Genomic DNA, 24,120 nt, shown 5'->3' on the forward strand with positions numbered 1-24,120 from the left:
CGCTTCAGGCAGTCGCCAGACCGCGACCGGGCGGCACACTCGTCGATGCCACGATCGAACCACTACCCGGCCAGGTCGAGATCGCGGAGATCGTGAAGGGCGCCGTCGACATGACGTTCATCACGAAGGACGTCAGGTTCTCGGGCTTCAAGCCCGAATCGGCCCTCACCCCGACTGAACTGGGCAACGCGATCACAGGCGGGCAGCCCCTGGGCGGCGTGACCGCGCCAGCCGGAGTCAACGGCCTGCTCGGCCAGCTCACCGGCTCCATCCCGATGCTCAGTAAGACGCAGGTGCCGGTTCAGATGGAGGTGGTGTGGAGCGTCCAGGACGAGAACGGCAACCAGCTCGCCGACGACCAGTGGGACATCAGCAAGGGAGCCCCCGCAGACGCCAGCAGCACGCCCCAGGTCAAGGGCACCGACATCGCCATCGCCTTCAGGCCGGAGGTGGCCGAACTCACCACGACAAATCCGGTGCCGGCTCCGGTCCGTCGCCAGCTCGTCGCCACCGTCACGCTCAAGGCCCTTGGGAAGAGCTCCGACCCCGTGGCGCTGCCGGCCGTCCCCGTGCTGATCCCCACGCTCCTCATCCCGAAGCTGATCGCGGCATTCAGGCACGGGGAGTTCCAGCCCAAGGCCGGCGACGACGACGGGTTCGTCTTCCTCATGGTCCCGGGGGCCTCGCCGCTGCGCAGCGTCGACCAGCTGAAGGCAACACTGGCGACCGTGCGGGACACGTTGACCACGCTGAAGTCTTTCGCCGATCTCGCGGCGTTCCTGCTGAGGCTCGACTCCCTGGTCAGCGGGATCACCGCCAGTCCGTACTTCGCGTTCGCCGCGGAGGACGGGGTGCCGGTGCTCAACGACACCACGGTGATCCAGAACGACCTGCTCACCAACGATATCGAGCTCGAGGACGAGATCAGCTCGATGATCTTCATCGGGCCGCCGGGCAAGACCGTCCATTGGTTCTGCGAGGACGACTTCAGCACCGAGAACGGCGACTTCAGTCTGAAGGTCGGGCCGCAGCTGTTCACCGTCATCCGGGACCTCGGCGGGGCCGTCCCCGTTTCGGATCCGGTCGGTACCCCTCCCCTGGTGACCGTGCATCACTCGCCGTCGGGGGGGTCGGACACTTTCAACGACTTCCTCTCCTCCGTGAGATTCGAGTGAGGCAGACGCTTCGCGTGGAGGTCCCCGGCCCGGAGTCCTGCTGGACGCTCTCCGTCGACGGAGCTCGCCATCCCGTCAACGAGAGCGTTCAGGTAGTGCCGGGCCGGCGCCATGTCGACCTTCGCTGTGACCTGCTCTGGGCCGCCGGACAGGCTGAAGGGCACCTCACCTGCACGGTCCACGTACCGACGGGAGGGAGTGTGCATCTCGCAGCGCCTGGTGCGGGGCTGGTGTCCCCACCACGCAGCGGGTCCTGATCCAGGCATGCCATGCACTGGACTCCCCCGGCGAGTAGTGGGCGTACCGGGCGGAGGCTTCGACCGGAGTTCCAGGAGACCGGGGACCGGGGACGTGGTTGGAGAGGGTGCCCGGGGACACGCCCAGCCGCTTCGCGATCGAGGTGATGCACAGCCGCCGGGCCGGGCAGCAGGTCACGGGCGGCGCGGATGCCTTCCTCGGTGGCGACGCTGGGCCGCCCGCCAGCCGTGACGCCGGAGCAAGTACGTCACGCCCGCGACCTGCTCTCCCGCACTGAGAAGGCCGTGACCTCGATCGCGCGGAGTCCTTCGGGGATGCGACCGGATTCTTCACGTCCACGTGCACCATGCGCCCGGGGCTGCGGGCGTGGATCTTCCGCAGTTCGCGGTCGTCTCCCCGATGGGGTCGATGAACTTCCGCCAGTTCAGCCCCAGCGCGGCGAGGTGGCGAGCGACCGTCCGGCGCGAGATCGCCACGTCGTCAGCGGCGGGGTCGAACATGAACCGGGTCGCGGACCACGTTCGACGGTCGGCGGGGCGTTGCGGTGCGGCACGGGCGCCATGTGGGCCTCCCTGCCCGGCGCTGGGCACCGCGCGTCGACGACCGTACGAGCGGGGGCGTTCATCGCGGCTGCTGCTCGGCGATCACAGCCCAGTCGTCCGCTGCGCGGCCGTCGGCGATCGCCTGGTCGAACACGCCTCTGAGGAGTTCACCGAACGGCAGGGAGACCTCTTGGCCGGCTGCTGCATCAAGGGCGAGGTGGAGGTCCTTGCGTCCGAGTGCCGTGGAGAACCCGGCCGACTGGTACCTCCGCTGCGCGATCATCGACCCGTACCCGGAGTAGACGGGTCCGGGGAAGAGTGTCGAGGCCAGCAGTTCGACGAACTGTTCCGGGTCGGCGCCGGCCGCGTCGGCGACGCTGACCGCCTCCCCGAGCGACTGGATCGCGCAGGCGATCAGGTAGTTGCCCAGGACCTTGGCGATGTTGGCCTGCTCGGGCAGCTCGCCCAGGCGCCACGTGCGGGATCCGATCACGTCGAAGAACGGCTGGGCCCTGTCGATGAGTTCGGGGTCTCCTGCGGCGAGGATGTTCAGCGCACCCGCCTCCGCGACACTGACCCGGCCGAACACCGGGGCGGCGACATAGCCGATCCCGTGCGCAGCGTGCGCCTCTGCGGCGCGGCGGGCCAGTCCGACGCTCACCGTAGCCACGTTGACGTGGACCGCCCCAGGCCGGGCCCCGTCGAGGGCCCCGGAGTCGAGGAACGTCTCCGCGAAGGCTGTGTCGTCGGACAGGACCGAGAACACCACCGGACACTGAAGTGCCTCCGCGACGGACGCGACGCGGAGGGCACCCGCTTCCGCGAGCTCTTCCGCGAGCCCCGCCGAACGGTTCCACACCACAGTCTCGTGACCTGCCCGCACCAGATTGTGCGCGATCGCCCGCCCCATCCCGCCCAGACCGATGACTGCAACCTCGCCCATCGCACGACCTCCATCCGCGAACCGTCTAAGACGGTTCCATTGTGGCGGGGATCGACGCCGGTGTCGAACCGGCTAAGCTGGTTCGAACAGCGGTCCATGGTGGTACGGGAGGTGGTGACCGTGGAGGCCCGTCAACTATTCCGGCTGGACAACGAGGTGCTGGCGTTCCGCTTCACCGCCACGATGAGCGACCGGGCCGACGGGGCGCCCCAGGAGCGGCTCTCCAGCCACGACCGGCTGAAGCTCTGGCTGCACGTCGCGGGGCTCGGCGTCCCCGACGTCTCACCCTCCGAGCTTCAGGAGGCGCTCGGCCTGAGGGAAGCGATCTACCGTGCCGGGCTGGCCGTCACGGTTACCCATCGGCCCGATCCGGGTGACGCGGCGATCCTGAACAGGGCCACGACCGCCGGACAGTCCAGGCCGGCACTCGACGAAAACGGGCTCGCGGTCTGGAACCTCGGCGAGGAAGCACCGGTACGGGACGCGCTCGGCGTGCTCGCCGCCGACGCCATCCACGTACTGGGAGGCCCCGACCGGGACCGGATCAAGGCATGCGAAGGCCCCGGCTGCGCCGGCCTGTTCCTCGACACCAGTCGTGGCGGGAATCGCCGTTGGTGCTCGATGAACACCTGCGGCAACAGGGTCAAGAAGGCCCGGCTCGCCAACAAATAGACGACTCCAGGGACTACGCGGGGGGGGGCCGCCTCCATCGGGAACCGATCTCCCTGTCGGGACACCTCGCCCTGTCCAGCCGGAAGGGGGCGGCAGATGCGCGGAGGGCCGAGGTCGCGACAGATCCAGTGTGCCCCGGCACTCGTGACCTTGATCGTCACCTGGCTGACCCCGTACACGCCCTCGCTCTTTGACATCCTGGAGCGGTGAATCCAGAAGATCTGCCTCTTCGTCCCCTGCTCGTGGTCGACGGGGCCAACGTCGTGGGATCCGTCCCGGACGGCTGGTGGCGCGACCGACGGGGAGCGGCCGAACGCCTGCGTGACCGGCTCGCCGCGACCGGCGGGCCTTCCGACGGCCCGTTCCCCGGCCCCTACGAGATCGTCCTGGTAGTCGAGGGCGGCGCCCGAGGCGTCGCTTCGGTACCCGGCGTGCGCGTCGAGGAGGCTTCCGGCAGCGGCGACGACCTGATCGCCGAACTCGCCCGGGGCGCGAACGGCCGGCCGTGCCTGGTGGTCACGGCGGACCGGGAACTGCGTGGACGAGTGGAGCGGGAAGGCGCCCGCTGTGCGGGCCCCCGAAGCGTGCTCCGACCGTCTCCGTAGGGATCCTGGATCCGTACCCGGACGGTTCGAGCCGCCGGCCCTTTCAGGCGCCGCCCGCCGGGGGACCCGGGAGGTCCAGCGGATCAGCCCGACCGAGCAGCTCCGCGAGTGGAGTGCCGGTACGAGCGGCGATGGTGCGGCGGACACGCAGCTGCGCACGGGTACGTGGGCGGAACTTGGGCTCTCGCCGACAACCACAGGTTTCAAAGCCTTCGTAACGCAACCCGGCGTTCAGGACCACCGCGACGACCGACCATGCCTTTCGGTTGCTCCGGCGGGGTGCCGCGAAGTCGTGCCCGGCGCACAGCAGCGGCCCGTTGCAGCGCGGGCACGTGTGTCCGGCGTCGCGCGGGTGCCTCTTGAAGCTGATCCGGCACGACACGCATGCGTAGTGCAGCTTGTAGTGGACGACGGCGTAGGTGCACACGCATGGACCGTATCGGCGGCCTTCGCTCGTGGCCAGGGGGCGGGTCGCGGGCGTGGGGAGGCGTTTCGTGGTCTGATGCAGGCAGTCCGTGTCCGGTCGTAACCTCACCCGGATGGCCTGATGAGCACTCCGTACCCTGCGGTTCCCTCGCCGCCGCCTCCGCCCTCGGGCGCTTGGGAGGCCGAGCCCGAGCCCCGGCACGCCGGCTGGCTGGAGCTCTTCTTCGACCTGGTGTTCGTCGCGTTCGTCGCCCAGCTCTCGCACGGTTTGCACGGCGACCCCGGCTGGCGCGAGTTCGGCGTGTTCCTCGGGCTGTACTTTCCGCCCTGGTGGATGTGGGCCAACCTCACCGTCTCCGCCAACCTCTTCCAGGACGACAGCGCCCGTCGCCGCCTCGCCATGCTGGCCGCCATGCTCTGCCTCGCCCTGATGGCCGCGGCGGTCCCGGAGGCCGACGGGGACCGCGGCCCCGCCTACGCGCTCGGTTACGCGGGGACCCGTCTGGTCCTCCTGGCACTGTGGTGGCCCGCCACGCGATTCCCCGCGCCTGTCAGGATTCCACGCTGGCGGCCGCTGACCTACTGTCTGATGTCCGCGCTGCTCTGGGCGGGCTCCGCGGCCGTTCCCGCGCCTTGGCGGTACGTGGTCTGGGCAGGGCTGCTCCTTGCGGAGATGGCCCTTCTGCTGACCGCGCGCGGGCGCGGCATCCCCCGGCGGGTGCACACCGGGCACCTGGTCGAGCGAGTCGGCCTGTTCGTGATCATCGTGCTGGGCGAATCGGTCCTCGGCCTCATCACCTCCACCGACCACACCTGGACCGTCCAGGCCGGTGTCGTCGCGGTCATCGGCTTCATCCTCCTGGCCGCGCTGTGGTGGTCGTACTTCGACTTCGCCTCGACGGCCGCGGAGCGGGTCATCGGAACCGCGAGCGCCCGTGAGGCGTACCTCCTCGCCCGTGATGTCGGCGGCTTCCTGCACTTCTTCGTCACTGCTGCCGTGATCTCCATGGCTGCCGGACTGGCCACGGCCGTGGACGATTCCGACTACGACCACCTCGCCCGGGGCACGGTGTCGGCGCTCGCCGGCGGGCTCGCGGCCTACCACGCGGCACACGGCCTGATCGGCCTCCGCTTCGGCCGGCCCGCTCGCGAGGTGGCCGTCTGGGCGGTGCCGGGGGTGGTCATCCCCCTCCTCCTGGTCCTCGGCGGGGACGTGCTCGCACCCTGGCTCGTGGTCCTGCTCCTGGCGGCCGAGGCCATCGCCCACCTGTTGTACGCGAAGGCCGCGATGGCCCACCGTGCGCGTGCCGCCATCGGCTAGAGCGGGTGTGCAGAGGGCTCGGAGGCCGCGAGCACCGCATCGGCGAGCCCGCCTTCAGACGCCCGAACCGACAGGGCCGGATGGAACGCCGACCGCTTACGCCCCGGTTCAGGATTCAGTCGCGACGGACAGGTCGTCCCCCTCACCTGAACGCCGACCGGCGGCAGCTTCTAACATCTGCGCATGGCGACACGACTCGTGCAGATCAACATGAAAGCCCAGGACGACGCGGCACTCGGCCGGTTCTGGGCGGAGGCACTCGGCTGGGAAGTCGACAGCGAGGCCCCCGGGGTGACCAACCTCGAACCCGTGGGCTTCACCTACCCCGACCCCGTGGCCGTCTGCGTCGACATCGTGAACAGCCCGGAACCCAAGACGGTGAAGAACCGGGTGCACCTCGATCTGGCCACCGACTCGGCCTCTCATCAGGCGGAGTTGGTCGCTCGCCTGCAGGATCTAGGCGCGACGCTCGCCGACGTGGGGCAGGGTGACGTCCCGTGGACAGTCATGGCCGACCCGGAGGGCAACGAGTTCTGCGTACTGGAGCCGCGTCCGGTCTACCGCGGCACCGGCCCGATCGCCGCGGTGGTGGTCGACTGCGCCGACCCACGGGCGATGGCCCGGTTCTGGGGAGAGGCCATGGACTGGACGGTGCACGAGGTCACCGACGGCCACGCCACCATGCGTTCCTCCGAGGGCGTCGGCCCCTACCTGGAGTTCGTCCGCACTCCCGACACCAAGCACGTGTGGAACCGCGTCCACCTCGATGTCCGCCCCTATCCCGGTGACGACATGGCAGCGGAGGAAGCCCGGCTGCGCTCCCTGGGCGCCACCGACCCCGGGATCGACCAGTTCGAGCTCTCCTGGACGGTACTTGCCGATCCCGAGGGCAACGAGTTCTGCCTCCTCACCCCTCGCTGACCCTGAGCAACGGCCCCGCTCTGTTCCATCCAGGCCGACGGCGAAGGTCGTGCGTCCTTCGCTCCGCTGCTCCTGGACGGCACGGTCCGTCGCTATCAAGTAGAGGTTCAGTCGTCCGCCCCGCAGCGCAACACGGACCCGCAGGTCGGGAGCCTGTGGGCCTCCGTCCGTAGCACGCGGGTGCGACTGACCGTGGCAGGCACGACGCATGCCTCGCTGACCGAGCCGCAGCGTGCGGCGGCGACCGACCGCGCTCTCCTCCCGCGGCGTCCCGGGAGGCGTTGGGCTCGTACTCGGAGATGGCCTCCCGCCTGCTCAGTCGCCCCCACGGGACAGCTCCGTCACAGCGAGACCAGGGGTTGGCGCGCCGCGGGCTAGGGTCGTGATGCTCATCTTGAAGTGGAGGGGGTACGCCATGGATCTCACCGGGCGAAGAATGGTCATCACCGGGGCGGGACGTGGGTTCGGGCGCGCGTTGGCGTTGCAGGCCGGACGGCTGGGTGCACAGGTGTTCGTGTCCGCGCGCTCGCTGGAGACCGCCCGGAAGGTGGCCGACGAGGTGAAGACGGACAGCGGTGCGCCTGCTCACCCGTTCGTCTGCGATCTGGCAGACCCTGCCTCGATCCGGGGCTTCGCCCAAGGCGTGGCGGGCCACACCGATCGGGTGGACGTCCTGGTCAACAACGGCGCCCGCTACCTCGACGGTCCCGACCTCTGGGACGCTGATGACGACGCGATCGCCGACACCGTCGCCTCGGGAGCTACGGGCACGCTGTTGACGAGCAAGCACTTCATGCCGCTGCTGCGTGCCTCCGCCGGCGCGGACGTGGTCAACCTGGTGTCCTCGGCCGCGGAGCCCCGCGATCACCGCTCCCAGGCGCACCCCGCGTTCTACGCCGCCAAGGCGGCCCAGGCCGGATTCGCCGACATCCTTTCGCAGCGGCTGCGCCCCGAAGGCATTCGCGTCATCTCCCTCTACCCTCCCGACTTCAGCGACGGTGACCCGCTGGCCTCCTCCTGGGACGACGCTCCGCGGACCGCCGGCGATCCGTTGACCGCCCAGTCCGTCATCGACTGCGCCCTGTTCGCGATCGCCCAGCCGAGGGACTGCTTCATCCGTTCCTTCCACTTCGAGCAGCTCTGACATCCGGCCTTCGGCCTGGCCGCTGGAACCGGTGCGGGCGCCGTTCGGCGATCCGTCTCGTAGGAAATCGAGGTCGACTCGGCGGCCGCCGCGGCACAATCGCGCACCCGCCTGTGCGAAGCGCTCCGCCCCGGGACAGTGCCCCGTGGCCGCGAAGCTGCCGGTCCCGTGGGCGGACGGCTGGAAGACGGCGCATCCGGACCGGTTCGTCCTCCGGTGAACCCGTCGACGCCCCGGGTGGGTCCATGAACCCGGGTTCAGGGGCGGGTCCCCCTCATGGCGAGCCAGGCGAGCGGCTAATCTGCAGATCAGGGCGCTGCCGGCCTGACGCGGCGCCCGGATCCGACGACCGCGAAAAGAGCGACCATGTCCACCACGGCCCGCGCGACGAAGCAGCACGAGGACGACCGGGTCCGCGTCACCCGCTGGGACTTCGAGCCAGGTCAGTCCACTGGCCGTCACATCCATGCGTACGACTACGTCGTCGTCCCCGTCACCGACGGGCGGACCCACGTGATCACCCCCAACGGCACGGTCACCGTCTCCGAGCTCAGGGCGGGTGAGTCCTACGCCCGTCCGGCCGGCGGCGAGCACGAGGTCGTCAACGCCGGCACCGCCCCGCTGGCTTTCGTCGAGATCGAGTCGAAGTAGCCCCGCCGCGCGCCGCGGACCCGTTCCTCGCGAACAGCCGACAGCCCCGCACCGGAGGAACCACGGTGCGGGGCTGTCGCGCGGCTGCCGGCCCGCATCTTTGCCTGCGGGCGGGGGTCGGGAGGCGGCCCCGGCGCTCCGCCACCCGCCTGCCCACGACCCGGGCGGCCATGAAGGCCCCGTTTCGAACCGCGTCCCCTCACAGAGCGCCCGTACCGCCGGGGAAGGGACCGCCGGGGCGGTAGTACTGGCCGAGCTCCTCGCGGTAGCGCAGGTCGGCCAGGTGCTTGTCGGAGACGAACTCGGGTGCGTCCTTGACCTGTTCCTTGGACAGGCCGAGGTGGATCGTGTGTTCCTCCAGGTCGACGCGGGTGACCGCGCTCGCCGGGATCAGCACTTCCTTGCCGAAAATCCAGACGCCCGTGTCCACGACCAGGTAGGAGTCCTCGACCTCGTCGGAGTGCTTGTCCACCCTTCCGATATGACCGTCGGCCGCCTCGACCTGCCATCCGGTGAGGTCGGTGCCCGCCAGATGGCCGGACTCCGTGCTGTAGGACCAGAGATGCTCGGTCATCGCTGAAACTCCTCTGTCGCTGTACTTCGTGTCCGTCGCGGCACCGAACGTGCCGGCCGTGTCAGAGCAGGTCGCGCCGGTCCTCGGTGACCGTCGGGTCCACGGGCGGGACCACCACCCGGCGACGGCGGAGGACGCTCGTGTAGACGGCGGTTCCGAGGAATCCGACGGCCATCAGGTTCAGTCCGACCAGATCGAGGTCGACCGCATCGAGTTCCCAGTCGGTCGCGAAGGTGAGGATGGCACCGACGGCGATCATCATGATGAACAGTCCCAGACGCATGCTTGCTCCCTCCATTGCGGGGTTGCACCGTCCGCGTACCCGGGTCACCAGGAATCACGCCGCCTCATCCCGGCGAACGGCGCTGCCGGCCGCCGTTACGTCAGCGCCCGCGTCGTCAGCGGCGCGACGGACAGTCGGGCCGGTCGTACGCGCCTCGGGCCGCAGGAATGACATCCGAGCGGGCCATTCCCGCGGCCAGGGGCGTGCGTCAGGCCTTGCCGTCGGCAGGAGGGGTGCCCACTCCGCCCAGGACCGTGAGGTCCGTACGGTGCGGTGGGGACGACAGCAGCGCCAGGACATCTGCGGGATCAGGACCGTCGGCGCGCGACGGAGCGGCGAGGGCGGCCTGCGCACTGGCCTCGTCCTGCCAGACCTCGGTGACGTACACCGTGTCCGGGTTTCCTGCGTCCTGGCTGATCAGGTAGATCTCGCAGCCAGGGAAGCCGTACAGCCTCTCCGCGACCCTCAGCAGGACGGCGGCGAGTTCGCCGCCCTTCCCTGGGTGCGCGGTCACGGTCATCAGTCTGCCGATCACGTTCAGACCAGGGTGGTGATGCAGAACGGATGGCCGGCGGGGTCCAGCAGGACCAACCACCGGTCGGGCTGTGGCTGGGTCGGGGGCTCGACAGCACCGAGGGCCAGCAGGTGCGCACGCGCGGTCTCCAGGTCGTCGACGCCCAGTTCCATGTGCGCCTGCTTCTCCTGGGAAGGGTCCGGCCAGGTGGGGCGCCTGTAGTCGGCCAGCCGGTTGAACCCCAGTCCGGCCGAGCCCTCCTGACCGAGCAGGATGAAGTCGTCGCTGGAGTAGGCGACGGGCAGGCCGAGGGCCTCTCCGTAGAAGCGGGCCAATTCGGCGGGGTCCGGGCAGTCGAACGTGACGGCGGCATAGCGGATCGCGGGTGCTGATGTGTTTCCAGTGCTCATGGGGAGGACGCTATGACGGGACCAGGACAGATTCGGTCCTGGTCATGCGGGACACTTCACGATGTGATGAGCACATCCGCCCGCCTGCTACGACTGGTCTCCCTGCTGTCCGCACGGCCGTCGTGGACCTGCGGACAGCTGGCCGACCACATGGCGGTCACCGAGCGCACGGTGCGAAGGGACGTCGCCAGGCTCCGGGAGCTCGGCTATGGAGTCGAGTCCGATCCCGGCCCATGGGGCGGTTACCGCCTCCGCGCCGGATCCCGGGTGCCGCCGTTGGTCCTGGATGACGAGGAGGCGCTCGCCGTCGCCGTCGGGCTGCGCGAGGCCGCGCTCAGCGGTGTTCTCGGCGACGACCAGGCCGCGCTGTCCGCTCTGCTGAAGCTGCGTCAGGTGTTGCCGCGCCGGATCGCGGACCGGCTGGGAGAGATGGATGCCGCTCTTGTTCACACCTCAAGGCTCGACGCACCACAGATCGCGCCCGGCATGCTGCTGGAATTGACCGGTGCCTGTCGCCGGGCAGAGCGTTGCCGCCTCTCCTACCGGGATCGGGCGGGGAAGGCCACGGTCAGGGAGGTCGACCCGTACCGTCTGGTGCACACGGGACGCCGTTGGTACTTCGTCGCCCGGGACGTGACACGGGACGAGTGGCGCACCTTCCGGGCCGACAGGGTCGGCCGGATACAGCCGACCGGGCGCCCGGTGGAGCTCGTCGACCCACCCGACCCGGCTCTGCTCGTCTCCCGCTCCATCGCGACCGGCGCCTACCCGCTCTACGTGACGATCCGCCTCCCGCTGCCCATGGACCAGGCGCTACGGCTGATCCCGCCGACGGTCGGTACCCATCGCCCGGAGGGAAGCGACGTCACGATCGTCGACATCGGCGGCCCCGACGCGGACGGGCTCGCCAGGTACCTCCTCAGCCTGGCCACACCACTGCGGGTCCTGTCACCTGACGACGTGCGGGAAGCTCTGCTCCGGCGTACCCGGCAACTGTTCGAGGACAACGCGGGATGAGTGTCTGCTCACCTGCGCCGACTGCCACCCCTGCCTGGTGAGGCGGTATCCGTCGTCGGACCGACCTCCAAGTCGCCGATCGGTGTCCACTCGTCCGCCAGGATCGAGTAGGTGATGGAATCCCGCCATGCTCCGTGAACGAAGACGTGGTCGCGGATCCGCCCGTCCTCGGTCATACCAGCCCGTAGAAGCGTCCGTGCGGAGGCCTCGTTGAGCGGCGAACGAGCCGCCCAGATGCGGTGGAGACCAAGGGTCCGGAAGCCGAGTGCGCACAGCAGGTGGACGGTCTCGGTCCCCATCCCCTTGCCCCACTCGTCCGGGTGCAGGGCGAATCCGATGGTGGCCGCCTGCTGCGGTTCGGTGGCCAGGCGCGCGTAGCCGATCAGATGACGCTCGCCGCGCCGGGTGATGGCGAGGCAGTACTCGGTCCTGGGGGTGTCCGTGGCGGAGGCGATGGACCGGTCGACAATCGACTGGACCTGCTCGGGGGTACGGGGCTCGAAGCTGAGGTGCCGCGTGGCGTCGGCATCTCCGTAGATGGCCAGAAGGCCGTCGGTGTCCTCGGGTTCGACTTCGCGCAGGGCCAGGCGCGGGCCGACCAGGTGGAGGGGCGTCACATGCACGGCACTCACCTGTGGGGAGAGTGGATCCCTCCCGTACTGCGCCGCTTCCGGCTGATGCGGTCCCCGGCCTCCGTCGACGTCTCGCTCCTGCGGCGGGACAACAGCGGCGCGCGGACGCCTCGACTCCTCGCCGCCCAGCAGTTCGAGCGCCTCCTCCCATCGGAAGTGCTCCGCTCCCCCACCGGCCTTGGGGCGGTGCGGTTCGTACGAGCCGACCAGTACGCCCATCTCCCGCAGCTGGTCCAGGCTCCGGCGGAATGCCGGGTGCGCGGCCATGGCCGCGTTCACGCACGGCAGCACCACGGTCAGGATCCCCAGGCCGTGGGCCTCGCACAGGATGCCCAGGGCGAGGGTGTCGGCGATCCCTGAGGCCCACTTGTTGACGGTGTTGAACGTGGCCGGCGCGACGGCGATGGCGTCGGCGGGCGGCAGCGGCCGCGGATCACCGGGGCTGCGCCAGGCGGAGCGGATCGGGTTGCCGGTCTGGGCCTCGATCGCCTCGGTGTCGAGGAAGCCGAGCCCCTGTGGTGTCGCAACGACCCCGACGTCCCACCCCTGTTCCTGTGCGGCAGTGATCAGCTTGTGGGCGTCGCCCGCAATGCCGGCGGCGCAGATGACGACGTAGAGGAAGGGGTTCTCCGGCCGGTCGCTCATTCTTCCTCTGCCTCCTGCGCCGATGGTCAGGCTCGCCGCTTCTTGGGCGCACCCACACGAGAGCATGACGCCGGGGCCGCCGGGCCCGTAAGGCCCTGGGCGCCCAGTACGGCGCAGTCGACGATCACGGTGGGCGGGTCGGCGTCCGCGAGGGAGGCCAGGCATCGCCGCGAGAACGACGGCGGTGGTGAGCCCTGCCGCCCCGGCCCTCCCGCGACGACGCCTTCTCCGGCAGTCGTGATCCTGACCCTAACGACGAGGTGGCGTCGACGGGGCATGTTCAGCAAGGACGCTTCAGTGGAGCGGGTGAGTCCGTTGATGCTGACCGGGTGGAGAGAAGCTCAGGCCGTTCTCGTCGAGAGCGTCGAAGACGGTCACCCGGCTCGCCTCGAACACAAAGCTGACGTCGACGTTTCCCTCGGCCAGGTCCCCGCCCGTCCACTCGATCAGCTCGACGCCTTGGAGCGGCAGTCCCTGCACAGCCTGAAGCCCGGGAAGAGGACCAGCACGCCACTGCAAGTCGGAGCCAGGCCACCGGACAGGAGCGCTGGGGTCGACCACGCTCCAGGTCAGGGAGAGATCATCAAGCTTCTGGTGATTGATCTCCACCTGCTCGCCCTCGAAGTCGAAGAAGACAGGGCAGTCTCGACGAGTACTGGGTCACGTGCGAGATCCGGTTCGCGAACGAGAGTGCGGAGGGTCCCCTGCCGGCCGACGTGCTGTGGGACGGCTACCGTCAGCGGCTGGAGGCGGACCTGGACGCCGAGGCCGTCACCTACTCGCTGTGGGTGGACTGGTTTGAGGACCACGCCACTTCCGTGACGGCCTTCGCCGAGGTTCTCGGTGACGACATCGACCGGGTGGTGGCCGAGCGATCGGAAGCCCTGCTCCGCCGAGCCCGTCGGGTTCTGGAGTGTTCGGGACCGGTGCGCTGGACGGTGAAGGAGCTGACGTACCGCACCGCCATGCGGCTTCCTGCCCTGCACTCGGCCGTCTTCCGCGGCCTCCTGGCGAGCTTCCACGACGTCTACGGCGACCTGGAGCCGACTGCCGCACTGACCTTCCTCAGTCGGCTGGATGCGTCCTGCTTCTCGGAGTGGGCCAGCACGAGCACCCCGTCCAGGTCCACGATCACCTGCCCCGCGGCATCCGGCGCCGCAGTGCCGGCCAGCTTCCACACGTGCTCGCGCACGCCGGCCCGAGCGGTCCTGATCGCGGGCAGGGCCTTCGGCCCGGCTGCGGCGAGGGCGTCGACGAGCCGGGAGACCGTGGGGCGGAGGCCACCGGCCCGAACACGCCGGGCTCGGCCCGCAGCGTCCCGACATCCGCGAGGCAGTCCCCGCCCAGCGCGACCGCGAGGTGCTGCGCCTGAACGTCGCACGCCTCTACGGATGGCCAGCCACCGCCACCACGTACGAGCACGTGGAGCAGTGGCTCCGCTCGCGCTACTGCACGATCGTCTGGCACCGCACCCGTGCGTCGGGCACGCTCGTCGACCTGGTCGCCGCCGACTCGATGCCGTGCCCGGCCAGCGTCGCGCTCTACCGGACGGGCCCGGGACGCGTCGCGCGCCCGGGCCCGTCCCGTATCGGTGCAGGTCAGTGGACCTGGACGGATGCGACCAGAGTGTTTAGGTCCGGCCAGATCTTCTTGTTCGTCTCCGGCAGTACGACCCACAGCACCGAGGGGCGGACCCGCCCGGTGTCGACCACAAGGACCGCGTTCAGGTCCATCGTGGACGGCACCCCGCGTTTGTGGAAGTGGATCTCGCTGACCAGCAGCCAGGCGTCATGTCCGTCGACCTTCAGCGGCTGCGAGGCGACGTCGACCAGGATCGCCTGGTCGCGGGGGTACTCGTAGCGCCGCCGCTCGTCCATCACCGCGCCCGCCACGCCCCGCAGCTCCCCGGTGCCTCCGGCTGCGGCCATGATGTCCTCGTCGACCTGCGTGGACTTCACGAGTGCGCGCTGGCGCCCCTCCTGCTTGCGGGTGAAGCCGTCGAAGACCGGATCCAGCGTCTTGCTCCGGTCCCACGTGCCGCCCAGCTCCGCGTACTCCAGGGAGGAGTCCGTGACGGTGCCGATGACCGGCGAGCCCTCGCCCGGGTAGTCCGGCACCTTGACGGTCCCGGTGAGCCGCCGCTCCTCGGGCAGCGGGGAGGCGCCGGGGGTGAGAGTGGGCACGGGGATGCCCCGCTGCGGGGCATCCGTGGTACTGCCCGCGCAGGTGGCGGACGAGGAGTCCGGTGTGCTGTGCGCCTGCTGGACCACCTTGCCGCCGACCAACACGGTGCACGTGAGAGTGCCCCCTTCCTGGTCCTCGCGGCTTCTGACGTCCAGATAGAAGTCGGCGCCCGCCGCCAGCTCGACGGTCTTGCGGTAAGGCAGGATGACGACCCCGTGGGGCTCGTGGTTGCCGTTCGCCTCCCCGACGGTGAGGTTCACCGAGGGGTGGTCGCCCGTCGCTATGTAGGTGACCTCGACCCGCCGGGATTCCTTGTCCGGGGATGCCCCGTCGCCGCTCGGGTCGCCGACGGCCAGGGCCAGGCCCACCGCGCCGAGCGTGACCACCTCGAAGAGGATCACCAGGGCGCCGACCAGGTAGAACCCGCCCGGGATCCGGTCGAAGGTCTTCTTGCCGCGGCCGGAGTGGAACTCGCGTCTTGGCTGTGATGTCTGGGTCATGTCGTCCTCCCCCTCACGCCCGGCCGCTGTCGCCGGACCGGCGGTCGGCCGGCTCGTCGGCGAACCGCGTGGCCAGCAGCCCCGCCTCCCGCGCCTCGTCCAGCATCCGGTGCAGGTCCTGGAGCCGGGACCGGTCGGCGAGCCCCTCGATCTCGGCGACGGCCAGCTCGTCCCGCACCGTGTTCACCACCAGCTCGTGCATGTCCTCGCCGAGTTGCTCCAGCTCTCGTACGGCCTCCCACTCGCGGTACGCCGCGTCCGCCGCGCGGGTGTTCTCGGCGTAGCGCTCCAGCGCCTCCACCCGCTCCTCCAGCGCGCTCGACGACAGCCGCAGCGCCTGCCGCTGAATCCGCAGCACTTCCTCCACCCGCGAGCCGGAGGCGTCCCCGGCAGCGGTGCGCACCTTCCGCGCCAGCCGGGTCAGCTCGGCCAGGCGCTGGGCGATCTCGTACTGTTGGGCGGGCAGCGTCACGTCATTGGCGATGTCGTCCAGCAGCCCGTCCCGGTCGACCTGCGACTGCAGTACCGCCGTCACGGCGGCCTGGGCGCGCTCCATCCGGCGCAGCGGCGAGTGGCCCAGCAGCTCGCGCAGGGAGTCGTCGCCGAAGTCCTCGGCCAGGTAGTAGCGACCGTGGCGCAGCCGGGCCACCCGCTGCCGCTCGTCGGTCCCGCAGCCGAGGACGACGATCAGCAGCCAGGCCAGCAGGTGCACGCCCACGACGGTCAGGATGAACGCCTCGAACCCGAACTGGACCCCGACCCAGATCAGCCCCGCCTGCGCCGCGAGCCCGACGGCCAGGCCGGGCCACACGCCGATCAGCGCCCACAGGATCGTCACCGGCAGTAGCGCGCACACCGCGGAGACCCCCAGGGCCGTCCAGATGTCCGCCTTGGTACGGCCGCCCAGCCCCTGTTCCTCGGGCAGCGGCAGCGTGGCTGGGAAGAGTCCGTCGGCGGACTTCTCCAGCAGCGCGCGCTCCGCGTCCTCGAGGGCCGGATCCACCACCGGCCGCAGCGCAATGTCCTGCGCCATTCAGCAACACCCCCCACAGGTTGGGGGAGATCGTGACACACGCCGGAGGGGCTGCCCACGCCACCCCTGTTCCCGGCCGCCGACTGAGACGGCGCGAACCCGAAGACAAACTGTCTTCCACCCTTGGCCTGATGCCGCTGAGGCCGACGGGGTGCGACGCGCAGCCAGAGGCGCGAGAGGCGCCCCTGTCCGGTAGTGGGCGTCCCCAGTCCTGCGCCCGGTGACCCCTGTCCGGGCGCTGGCAATTGCCACTTCACACGCTTCTGTGCATTCCCTTGAATGTAACTGGCGCGTGCACCACGCTAAGGGCTGTCCCGCTATGACCTGGAGGCCTCTGTCGGGGTTCGAAAAGTGGCGATGCCGTGCGAGCAGTGTGTGTACGGTGCCGGAGTGATCGACACTGATGGCGCTCGGTTGGGTGCGGAGGCCGCGAGGCGGTTGGCTGAGGCGGACTGCTGTGAGATAGCTCCAGGGCTCACGGATGAAGAGTTCAGCCGGATCGAGGCGACCTATGGGTTTGAGTTCTCCCCAGAGCATCGTGCCTTCCTGGCGGCAGGGTTGCCGGTTGCCTCACTTCCCGAGGAAGGCGCGTCGTGGCAGCAGCCCTGGCCCGACTGGCGTCACGCGGATGTAGACGACCTGCGCCATCGGCTGTAGTGGCCGGCACGAGAAGTGTTGGGCGACGTCGCTCACGGCAGCTGGCATCCGGCCCTGGGGGTGCGTCCCGCCACCACTGAAGAGGCCGTGGAGGTAGCCCGAGCGGTACTTGCGCAAGCGCCGCACCTCGTTCCCGTATACGCGCACCGCTTCGTACCTGCGGGTCGCGACACCCCAGGACATCCGGTCTTGTCGGTGTGGGGAACCGACATCATCTGTTACGGCCACGATCTGGCCGATTACATCGACCACGAGTTCGGCGAGGTTGACGAGGATGCGCCTTGGGCTCCGCAGGCGTCCGTGCCGTTCTGGAAGGACTTCCTCGGCTGAGACTGCCGCCAGCTGGCACCGACGGGTAAATCGAGCCCGGCGGCGAGATCCGCGACGGCGCCTGGGTCGCCGAACTGTCCGGCGACTGCCTGAAGGGCTGGCCGAAGGGAGGGCGGGGCTGATCGTCCGCAAGGAACGGCCCCACCCCGGTGTCCAGCTGCGGATCACCGACGCCGCTGGACTGCGACTGACCTGCTTCGCCACCAACACCACCGTCATGCCGATCGCGGCACTGGAGCTACGACACCGCCAGCGGGCGCGGGCCGAGGACCGCATCCGGGCCGCGCGGACCACCGGCCTGCGCAACCTGCCCCTGCACGACACCGCGCAGAACCGGATCTGGCTGGAGATCGTCCAGCTCGCCCTGGACCTGCTGGCCTGGATGCCGATGCTCGCTCTGACCGGCGAAATCCGCAGGTGGGAGCCCCGCCGCCTCCGGTTCCGCCTGCTCTCCGCCGCCGCCCAGATCGTCACGACCGCCCGCCGCCGCTATCTGCGGTTCGCCCGCCACTGGCCCTGGACCGGCGTGATCACCGACGCCCTGGCACGGCTCGAAGCTCTCCCGACCCCGGCTGAGCAGCACGTTCCCGTTCCTGCGAGCAGCATTACCCCGACCGGAGCCGTGGAACCCGGCGCCCACCCGACGCGACAGCCGGGCCATCAGCCTGGCTGCCACCAGCCCGAACAGCCGAAGCGGCCCGCCGAAAGAACCGACGGACCGTCACGAAAGATCGAGACCAAAGCGCCTAAGTTCGCGATTTCTGAGGCGCTGGCACCACGAACTTGGCTCTGGCGGCCGGGATCCTCGGCTGTGTACGGCTCGGTTCCGACTGATTCGGTGTCGAAGTGCACGACGTTTTCGGTGCCCGGTGAGCCGATCCGTGGTCGGCCGACTTCAGGTACCGCGCCAGGCGGAGCAGGCTCCTCCGCGGTGACACGCCGGACCTCCTTCGACAGGCCCACCGAACCTCCTGAGCTGGCACGCTGAACGATGCTCGGCCGCAGCCTCGGGCTCTAGGGCAGATGCTGCGGCACGGCCGGCTTCATGTCGCTGACCTGAACGTGACGGCTACGACACCTCACCGCGAGCGGAAATAGGATCGCCACGAGTGGAGTTGGTGGGGGAAGTTAGCCGTTTCAGGAGGGGTCATGCGAGCGATTCAGGTTTCCGAAGTGGGCGGTCCCGAGGTGCTGCGACTGGTCGACATCGATCAACCGACGCCGGGCCCGGGCCAAGCAGTCGTGGAGGTCGCCGCGTCCGGCGTCAACTTCCTCGACGTATACCACCGCCAGGGCCGGTACACCCTCCCGCTGCCCTTCACCCCGGGCACTGAGGGCGCGGGCACGGTCCTCGCGGTCGGACCCGGCGTCACCCACGTCGCTGTGGGAGACCGGGTCGGCTGGGTGGAGATTCCCGGCACCTATGCCGAGCAGGCCGTCGTGGACTCCTCCCGGCTCGTGCCCCTGCCCGACGGCGTCGACTTCGAGGCCGCCGCCGCCGTGCTGCTGCAGGGCATGACGGCGCACTACCTCGTCAAGGACGCCTACCCGGTCCAGCCAGGCGACACGGTGCTCGTGCACGCTGCTGCCGGCGGCATGGGGCTTCTGCTGACTCAGCTCATCACCCATCTCGGCGGCAGAGTGATCGGCACAACCTCGACACCGGAGAAGGCCCAGCTGGCGCGGCGCGCCGGGGCCGCCGAGGTGATCCTCTACTCAACGGTGGACGATCTCGCGGCCGAGGTGAAGCGGCTCCATGGCGGCCAAGGCCTGCCTGTCGTCTTCGACGGCGTCGGCAGGGACACCTTCGATGCGAGCCTCGCCAGCCTGCGAACCCGCGGCCACCTGGTGCTCTTCGGTGCCGCGAGTGGTGCGGTGCCGCCCTTCGACCCCATCCGGCTCGCCCACGGCGGTTCACTGACCCTGATCCGGCCAAGCCTCGGGGACTTCATCGCCGATCGGTCCGAGCTGCTCCAGCGCGCCGCCGACGTGCTCGAATTGGTGCGCACCAAGGTGCTTGAGACCACCGTGACGGCCCGCTACCCGCTCGCCGAGGTCGCCCAAGCTCACCGCGACCTGGAGGCTCGGCGTACCACCGGCAAGCTACTCGTCATCCCGTAGGCACGGGGTATGGAAAGCAGCCGGTAGCAGATTCCCCAGGGAGACGCCTACCTCACCAACATTGGCTCCGAACCAGACGGGCCAGCACGACGGTCACGGCGGATCGTCACATACAGCTCAACCTTGGACACGAATACGCGCATGCGGGCTCCCAACGGGACAGCACACCGATCCTCCCCGTCGAGCGAGCCGCGAGTCACCGCAGTGCACCGCGGGTTCCTCGCCCGCTGCCAGCCGCTCGACGGCGGCCACGGCTGGGCACAACAGGCGTGTCCTCCTGGTCTCGGTCCGCCGGTCGGCATCACGCCCCGCCTGAGCAACGCCGCCGAGGTCGCCGGCCGGCTCGTCAAGTCCACCCGGCAAGGGCCGGGCCCTCATTGGGGGCCCGGTCGATGTCAGGTCGACTGGTCGAGGAAGGTCAGGACCGAGGCGTCCTCCTCGATCAGGGGGGCCAGCGCGGCGTTGAAGGGGTCGCCGTACGGGGCCCTCAGATGCGTCTGGAAGGCGTCCTCGTCCCGGTACACCTCGAAGATCCAGAAGGCGCGCGGGTCGGCTGCCTTGGTGTAGACGTCGAAGGTGAGGTTGCCCTCTTCCTCGCGCACCTTCAGGGCGTAGTCCCCGATCAGGCGGGCGACCTCGTCCTGCACGCCCTCGCGTGCGGTGAACTCGGCGAGCAGGGTCTTCTTCACGGTTTCGTGTCCTTGTCGGTCGGCAGCGGGGGTCATTGGTGTGCGGAGCCGAGGTGCCAGACGGCGGCCGCGTCCAGCTGCACGGAGCCGTTCTGGGCGAAGACCTGCACCCCCTGGCTGGTGGGGTCGGGGAAGATCTGGTCGGTGATCGCGGCCTCGCCGCTGCCGCCGAAGACCTCGACGGACGACCAGTCGACGAGGATCCGCAGTTTCACCTTGCCGTTCTCGGCCCGCAGAGGTGCGGTCTGGACGCCGGGGAAGGTGCTGTTGAAGTCGACGGCGCCGGAGTGGGTGCGGTCGACGTACAGCTCCTGGGTCGTGGTGTCGTAGCCGATGACGGTCTCCTCGCCGTTCGCGCCCGTGCGTACCTTCAGGCCGAACCTGTCGGCGTCCTCGAGGGTGAATGTCGCCTCGATGTCGAGGGCCTTGCCCTGGGCCGCGGGGCCGATGAGCGGCTTGGAGGTGTTCTCGACGGTGACGTCGGCCGCGGATGCCGGGGGCTCCTGTCGGAGGGACGTCACGCTGTTCACGGGCCGGCTGGTCAGCCGGATGCGGTGGTCGACGGTGCGCAGGGCCATCTCCCGGGGGACGCTCTGCGCGCCGCGCCAGGGGGAGGTGGGGATGGCGCCGCTGTAGTCCCAGTTGTTCATCCAGCCGATCATGTACCGCTTGCCGCCCGGCGCGTTCTCCCAGGACACGGCCGCGTAGTAGTCCTTGCCGTAGTCGGCCCAGTCGGCGCGCTGGACGACGGACTTCGCGGGGGCGTCGGCGGCGGTGAACCGGTCGGCGAGGACGTGGCCCCAGCCGGCGGTGTTCATGTCGACGATCTGGATCTGCGCCTTCTTGCCCGCGTAGGGACGCAGGTCGAAGGAGGCCCAGTCCAGGGTCTCGCTGTTGGAGCCGGTGGCGCTGCGGACCACCTTTCCGTCGACGATCAGGTTGACGGAGGTCTCCCGGGAGACGGGCTGGGCCTGGGTGTCGGACAGCATGATGTGGTCGACGTTGATGTGGCCCCAGCCGCCGGTGTTGTCGTCGACGATTCTGATCCGCGCTTTCTCGCCGGCCAGGCTGCGGACGTCCCAGGAGGCCCAGTTGAGTGATTCGGCGTCCTGTCCTGTGGTGCTGCGGACCACCTGGCCGTCGACGAGGAGTTCGACGGCGGTCGGGCTGCCGGAGCCGGCGGGGTGGTTGCCGCCGCCGATGAGGAAGTTGACGTAGCTCTTGTCGAGGGTGAATTCCGGCGAGGTGAGGGTGCCGGTGGTGGAGTCGCCGTCGAGGTAGGTGTTGACCAGGCCGCGTCCCCGATAGCCGCTGACCTCCTGCTGGTTGGGGAGGGTGCCGCCGGCGGGGGCGGTACCGAAGGCGGTCCCGGCGGCCGTCCAGTCGCCGTAGGTGTCGCCCTCGAAGTCGGCGAGGACCGTGCCCGCGGGCGGGTCTCCCTGCTCCATGACGGTTCCGTCCACGTGCGGGTGCCTGCCGCCGCCGACCTTGAAGTTCAGGTACTTGCTGTCCACGGTGAAGGAGGGCGAGGTCAGGGCGCCGGTGGCGCCGTCGCCGGAGTGGAAGCTGTTGGCGAGGCCCTTGCCGTCGTACCCGTCGACCGTGCTCTGGCCGTCCACCGCGCCGGCGGCCGGCGCCGGGCCGAACGCGGTGCCCGTGGCCGTCCACGATCCGAAGTCCGTGCCCTCGAAGTCCTGCGTCACCGTGCCGGTGGGCGGGGTGTAGGTGCCTCTGTCCTCGGCGGTGAACTTCTTGCCGTCGAAGTCTCCGATGAAGTACTGGGCGGCCGAACCGCCCGCGATGCCACCGGGGTTGATGTTGACGACGAGGACCCACTTGATCCGCTTCGGATCCCCGTCGACCGCGAGGGGGAACAGGTCGGGGCACTCCCACACGCCGCCCGTCGCGCCGGCCGGCCCGAAGTCGCTCAGCGGTGTCCAGTTCTTGAGGTCCTTGGAGCCGTAGAACCGCACCTTGTGCTCGGCGGACAGGGACACCGTCATCAACCAGCTCCTGGTCGGCGCGTACCACTGGACCTTGGGATCGCGGAAGTCCCTGGAACCGATGTCGATGACGGGATTGCCCTGGTACTTGGTCCAGGTGCGGCCGCGATCGGTGCTGTACGCGAGCGACTGTGCCTGGATGCCCGAGCTCTTGGCGTGGCTGGTGTAGACCGCCACCATGGCCGGGTCCTGTTTCGTGCCGAAGCCGGTGGTGTTGTTCCAGTCGACGACGGCGCTCCCGGAGAACACCATCTCCTCGTCGTCGTGCGACAGGGCGAGCGGCAACTCCTTCCAGTGCGTGAGGTCCTGGCTCACCGCGTGGCCCCAGGACATGTCTCCCCAGGAGTCGCCGTGGGGGTTGTACTGGTAGAAGAGGTGGTACTCGCCCTTGTAGTACACGAGTCCGTTGGGGTCGTTCATCCAGTTCTTCTCCGGGGTGAAGTGGAACTGGGGCCGGTACGTCTCGGAGTACGGCGCGGGGGCGGCTGCCACGGCCAGAGGGACCGGCGGCGCCGCGGACAGGGCGCAGACGGTCGCCGTCGCCGCGATCATCCGCACGCCGGCGCGCCGGGATACACGTCCAGAGCTCATGGTGTCTCCTGTGATGCGGCCGTCCACCGGCGGAGCGTGGGCTCTGGCGTGGACCGACCGGAACGTGACGCCCTGGCAGACGACGTCGTCCACGCCGTCGGCCAAGGGTGTCATCGTTGACTTATGTCATCGATGACATCGAGTGGCCCGATGATGGGTGCGATCGGGCCGACACGTCAACGGTCCTGGCGGGATTGCCCGGTACGGACTTCCCTGGCGAGTCAGGCGCCGCCGGCCGTCGCGAGCTGCTCCAACTGGCTCCGCCACGGCGGGTTGGGGCCGACGACGGAGCAGGTCAGGGCAGCGACGCGAGCGGCGAATCGGCAGGCTTCCGCGACATCTTCGAGACCGATACCGGCCAGACGGCCGTCGAGGAGTCCGCGGTGGCCCAGGTGGTGCAGCAACCCGGCCGTGAACGAGTCCCCGGCGCCCACCGTGTCGACCACCCGCGCGGCCACCGCGGGCAGGCGGAGCCGCTCGCCGTCGAGTGAGACCAGAGCGCCCTCGGCGCCGAGCGTGATCACGACGAGGCGGGCCCCGCCGGCGTGCCAGGTGTCGCACGCCCGCTCGGGCGAGGCGCCCGGCAGGAGCAGCTCCAGGTCGTCCTCGCTCAGCCGCAGGATGTCGGCGAGGCCGCACCAGCGCGCCAGCCGGTCACGGTAGAACTCGGGACGCACCAGCAGCGGCCGGACGTTGGGGTCGATGCTGACCGTGACCTGCGGAGACACCGCCGCCAGGAACTCCTCGACGACCGCACCGCCGGGCTCCCTGACCAGCGCCAGCGACCCGGTGTGCACACACGCCGTCCCGGACAGGTCCACCGTCGCCAGCTCCCCCGGGGCCCACTGCCAGTCGGCCGTGTCCTGGGCGTGGAACGAGTACGCGGCCTGCCCGTGGGCGTCCAGCTCCGCCACGGCCAGCGTGCTGGGCTCGTCGGCGGCCACGGCGTACGACAGGTCCACGCCGGATGCCTCCAGATGCGCCCGGAACAGACGGCCGAACACGTCCCCGGACAGGCGCGCCAGGAAGCGGGTCGGGGTGCCGAGGCGGGCCAGGGCCACCGCCGTGTTCGCGGGTCCGCCGCCCGGCAGCACCCGGAGGGCGAGTTCGTTCGAGGCGTTCGCCGGTTCGGTGAAGGCGTCCGCGACGCACTCTCCCAGAACGGTGATCTGACGCGGGCTCATGGGCTGCTCTCTCTCGGATGGGCTCGGGAACGACCGGCAAGGGCGGTGCGGAGGCACGGCCGTTGACCGGCTGTGCGGAGGACGAGGCTGCGGAC

The 24,120-nt window shown here is 69.9% G+C and carries 23 protein-coding genes and 4 pseudogenes; 12 read left to right on the plus strand and 15 right to left on the minus strand.

Annotation, left to right across the window (positions count from 1 at the left end):
• Positions 1–92: 92 nt before the first annotated feature.
• The gene (locus AB5J54_RS00605) at positions 93–1,175 is read left to right on the plus strand and encodes a hypothetical protein (RefSeq protein ID WP_369141875.1); all 1,083 of its coding nucleotides are present in this window, start codon (positions 93–95) and stop codon (positions 1,173–1,175) included.
• 585 nt (positions 1,176–1,760) lie between these two features.
• On the opposite strand, the pseudogene AB5J54_RS00610 reads toward AB5J54_RS00605, so the two are convergent.
• Positions 1,761–1,951, minus strand: a pseudogene (locus AB5J54_RS00610) (IS481 family transposase); the annotation flags it as partial.
• Between the two features lie 103 nt (positions 1,952–2,054).
• Positions 2,055–2,918: an NAD(P)-dependent oxidoreductase gene (locus AB5J54_RS00615; RefSeq protein WP_369141876.1), complete on the minus strand. Its 864-nt coding sequence runs from the start codon at positions 2,916–2,918 to the stop codon at positions 2,055–2,057.
• 60 nt (positions 2,919–2,978) lie between these two features.
• Here AB5J54_RS00615 and AB5J54_RS00620 point away from each other — a divergent pair, with 60 nt between their 5' ends.
• From AB5J54_RS00620 to AB5J54_RS00645, 6 genes are all read left to right on the plus strand, one after another.
• Complete coding sequence (locus tag AB5J54_RS00620) at positions 2,979–3,590, plus strand: CGNR zinc finger domain-containing protein (protein WP_369141877.1); 612 nt, start codon at positions 2,979–2,981, stop codon at positions 3,588–3,590.
• A gap of 206 nt (positions 3,591–3,796) precedes the next feature.
• Positions 3,797–4,195, plus strand: a complete 399-nt coding sequence (locus AB5J54_RS00625; RefSeq protein WP_369141878.1) for an NTP pyrophosphohydrolase — start codon at positions 3,797–3,799, stop codon at positions 4,193–4,195.
• Positions 4,196–4,742: 547 nt separating this feature from the next.
• Complete coding sequence (locus AB5J54_RS00630; protein ID WP_369141879.1) at positions 4,743–5,942, plus strand: low temperature requirement protein A; 1,200 nt, start codon at positions 4,743–4,745, stop codon at positions 5,940–5,942.
• A 183-nt stretch (positions 5,943–6,125) separates the two neighbouring features.
• On the plus strand, positions 6,126–6,863 hold the full coding sequence (locus AB5J54_RS00635) for a VOC family protein (RefSeq protein WP_369141880.1): 738 nt from the start codon (positions 6,126–6,128) through the stop codon (positions 6,861–6,863).
• 415 nt (positions 6,864–7,278) lie between these two features.
• Positions 7,279–8,007, plus strand: coding sequence for an SDR family oxidoreductase (locus tag AB5J54_RS00640; RefSeq protein ID WP_369141881.1), 729 nt, complete (start codon positions 7,279–7,281; stop codon positions 8,005–8,007).
• A 366-nt stretch (positions 8,008–8,373) separates the two neighbouring features.
• The gene (locus AB5J54_RS00645; protein ID WP_369141882.1) at positions 8,374–8,658 is read left to right on the plus strand and encodes a cupin domain-containing protein; all 285 of its coding nucleotides are present in this window, start codon (positions 8,374–8,376) and stop codon (positions 8,656–8,658) included.
• A gap of 199 nt (positions 8,659–8,857) precedes the next feature.
• Here the strand turns inward: AB5J54_RS00645 and AB5J54_RS00650 are convergent, their stop codons facing one another.
• From AB5J54_RS00650 to AB5J54_RS00665, 4 genes are all read right to left on the minus strand, one after another.
• Positions 8,858–9,232 carry a PRC-barrel domain containing protein gene (locus tag AB5J54_RS00650; RefSeq protein WP_369141883.1) on the minus strand — a complete coding sequence of 125 codons (375 nt, stop codon included), beginning with the start codon at positions 9,230–9,232 and terminating at the stop codon, positions 8,858–8,860.
• Positions 9,233–9,293: 61 nt separating this feature from the next.
• On the minus strand, positions 9,294–9,515 hold the full coding sequence (locus tag AB5J54_RS00655) for a DUF6458 family protein (RefSeq protein WP_369141884.1): 222 nt from the start codon (positions 9,513–9,515) through the stop codon (positions 9,294–9,296).
• Positions 9,516–9,723: 208 nt separating this feature from the next.
• Positions 9,724–10,029, minus strand: coding sequence for a putative quinol monooxygenase (locus AB5J54_RS00660; protein WP_369141885.1), 306 nt, complete (start codon positions 10,027–10,029; stop codon positions 9,724–9,726).
• A 23-nt stretch (positions 10,030–10,052) separates the two neighbouring features.
• Complete coding sequence (locus AB5J54_RS00665) at positions 10,053–10,439, minus strand: VOC family protein (protein WP_369141886.1); 387 nt, start codon at positions 10,437–10,439, stop codon at positions 10,053–10,055.
• A 63-nt stretch (positions 10,440–10,502) separates the two neighbouring features.
• Here AB5J54_RS00665 and AB5J54_RS00670 point away from each other — a divergent pair, with 63 nt between their 5' ends.
• Entirely contained in the window at positions 10,503–11,456 is a 954-nt protein-coding gene (locus AB5J54_RS00670) for a helix-turn-helix transcriptional regulator (RefSeq protein WP_369141887.1), read from the plus strand.
• Positions 11,457–11,464: 8 nt separating this feature from the next.
• Here the strand turns inward: AB5J54_RS00670 and AB5J54_RS00675 are convergent, their stop codons facing one another.
• The 6 genes and pseudogenes from AB5J54_RS00675 to AB5J54_RS00700 form a co-directional block, all read right to left on the minus strand.
• Positions 11,465–12,088, minus strand: coding sequence for a GNAT family N-acetyltransferase (locus tag AB5J54_RS00675; protein ID WP_369149175.1), 624 nt, complete (start codon positions 12,086–12,088; stop codon positions 11,465–11,467).
• A 126-nt stretch (positions 12,089–12,214) separates the two neighbouring features.
• A pseudogene (locus AB5J54_RS00680) lies at positions 12,215–12,733 on the minus strand (flavoprotein); the annotation flags it as partial.
• Positions 12,734–13,027: 294 nt separating this feature from the next.
• The gene (locus AB5J54_RS00685) at positions 13,028–13,342 is read right to left on the minus strand and encodes a hypothetical protein (RefSeq protein WP_369141888.1); all 315 of its coding nucleotides are present in this window, start codon (positions 13,340–13,342) and stop codon (positions 13,028–13,030) included.
• A 466-nt stretch (positions 13,343–13,808) separates the two neighbouring features.
• Positions 13,809–14,089, minus strand: a pseudogene (locus AB5J54_RS00690) (transposase); the annotation flags it as partial.
• A 242-nt stretch (positions 14,090–14,331) separates the two neighbouring features.
• Positions 14,332–15,417 (minus strand): hypothetical protein, encoded by a 1,086-nt coding sequence (locus AB5J54_RS00695; RefSeq protein ID WP_369141889.1) that lies wholly within the window; start codon positions 15,415–15,417, stop codon positions 14,332–14,334.
• A 13-nt stretch (positions 15,418–15,430) separates the two neighbouring features.
• Positions 15,431–16,450 (minus strand): hypothetical protein, encoded by a 1,020-nt coding sequence (locus AB5J54_RS00700; protein ID WP_369141890.1) that lies wholly within the window; start codon positions 16,448–16,450, stop codon positions 15,431–15,433.
• Between the two features lie 390 nt (positions 16,451–16,840).
• On the opposite strand from AB5J54_RS00700, the gene AB5J54_RS00705 reads away from it, so the two are divergent.
• From AB5J54_RS00705 to AB5J54_RS00720, 4 genes and pseudogenes are all read left to right on the plus strand, one after another.
• Positions 16,841–17,107, plus strand: coding sequence for a hypothetical protein (locus tag AB5J54_RS00705; protein ID WP_369141891.1), 267 nt, complete (start codon positions 16,841–16,843; stop codon positions 17,105–17,107).
• A gap of 195 nt (positions 17,108–17,302) precedes the next feature.
• Positions 17,303–17,437: a hypothetical protein gene (locus AB5J54_RS00710; protein ID WP_266608575.1), complete on the plus strand. Its 135-nt coding sequence runs from the start codon at positions 17,303–17,305 to the stop codon at positions 17,435–17,437.
• A 41-nt stretch (positions 17,438–17,478) separates the two neighbouring features.
• Positions 17,479–18,008 (plus strand): annotated as a pseudogene (locus AB5J54_RS00715) (transposase); the annotation flags it as partial.
• A 578-nt stretch (positions 18,009–18,586) separates the two neighbouring features.
• Positions 18,587–19,558: a quinone oxidoreductase gene (locus AB5J54_RS00720; protein ID WP_369141892.1), complete on the plus strand. Its 972-nt coding sequence runs from the start codon at positions 18,587–18,589 to the stop codon at positions 19,556–19,558.
• A 395-nt stretch (positions 19,559–19,953) separates the two neighbouring features.
• Here the strand turns inward: AB5J54_RS00720 and AB5J54_RS00725 are convergent, their stop codons facing one another.
• From AB5J54_RS00725 to AB5J54_RS00735, 3 genes are all read right to left on the minus strand, one after another.
• The gene (locus AB5J54_RS00725) at positions 19,954–20,247 is read right to left on the minus strand and encodes a putative quinol monooxygenase (RefSeq protein WP_369141893.1); all 294 of its coding nucleotides are present in this window, start codon (positions 20,245–20,247) and stop codon (positions 19,954–19,956) included.
• A gap of 32 nt (positions 20,248–20,279) precedes the next feature.
• On the minus strand, positions 20,280–22,841 hold the full coding sequence (locus tag AB5J54_RS00730; protein ID WP_369141894.1) for a GH32 C-terminal domain-containing protein: 2,562 nt from the start codon (positions 22,839–22,841) through the stop codon (positions 20,280–20,282).
• 221 nt (positions 22,842–23,062) lie between these two features.
• Positions 23,063–24,025 carry a carbohydrate kinase gene (locus tag AB5J54_RS00735; protein WP_369141895.1) on the minus strand — a complete coding sequence of 321 codons (963 nt, stop codon included), beginning with the start codon at positions 24,023–24,025 and terminating at the stop codon, positions 23,063–23,065.
• Positions 24,026–24,120: the final 95 nt, after the last annotated feature.

The organism is Streptomyces sp. R44, assembly GCF_041053105.1.
Classification (GTDB): domain Bacteria; phylum Actinomycetota; class Actinomycetes; order Streptomycetales; family Streptomycetaceae; genus Streptomyces.

Bases quoted from the DNA above. Each gene is read 5' to 3' on its own strand.
- AB5J54_RS00615 (WP_369141876.1), bottom strand. From the start codon at position 2,918: ATGGGCGAGGTTGCAGTCATCGGTCTGGGCGGGATGGGGCGGGCGATC.
- AB5J54_RS00630 (WP_369141879.1), top strand. From the start codon at position 4,743: ATGAGCACTCCGTACCCTGCGGTTCCCTCGCCGCCGCCTCCGCCCTCG.
- AB5J54_RS00635 (WP_369141880.1), top strand. From the start codon at position 6,126: ATGGCGACACGACTCGTGCAGATCAACATGAAAGCCCAGGACGACGCG.
- AB5J54_RS00640 (WP_369141881.1), top strand. From the start codon at position 7,279: ATGGATCTCACCGGGCGAAGAATGGTCATCACCGGGGCGGGACGTGGG.
- AB5J54_RS00645 (WP_369141882.1), top strand. From the start codon at position 8,374: ATGTCCACCACGGCCCGCGCGACGAAGCAGCACGAGGACGACCGGGTC.
- AB5J54_RS00650 (WP_369141883.1), bottom strand. From the start codon at position 9,232: ATGACCGAGCATCTCTGGTCCTACAGCACGGAGTCCGGCCATCTGGCG.
- AB5J54_RS00655 (WP_369141884.1), bottom strand. From the start codon at position 9,515: ATGCGTCTGGGACTGTTCATCATGATGATCGCCGTCGGTGCCATCCTC.
- AB5J54_RS00665 (WP_369141886.1), bottom strand. From the start codon at position 10,439: ATGAGCACTGGAAACACATCAGCACCCGCGATCCGCTATGCCGCCGTC.
- AB5J54_RS00695 (WP_369141889.1), bottom strand. From the start codon at position 15,417: ATGACCCAGACATCACAGCCAAGACGCGAGTTCCACTCCGGCCGCGGC.
- AB5J54_RS00700 (WP_369141890.1), bottom strand. From the start codon at position 16,450: ATGGCGCAGGACATTGCGCTGCGGCCGGTGGTGGATCCGGCCCTCGAG.
- AB5J54_RS00720 (WP_369141892.1), top strand. From the start codon at position 18,587: ATGCGAGCGATTCAGGTTTCCGAAGTGGGCGGTCCCGAGGTGCTGCGA.
- AB5J54_RS00730 (WP_369141894.1), bottom strand. From the start codon at position 22,841: ATGAGCTCTGGACGTGTATCCCGGCGCGCCGGCGTGCGGATGATCGCG.
- AB5J54_RS00735 (WP_369141895.1), bottom strand. From the start codon at position 24,025: ATGAGCCCGCGTCAGATCACCGTTCTGGGAGAGTGCGTCGCGGACGCC.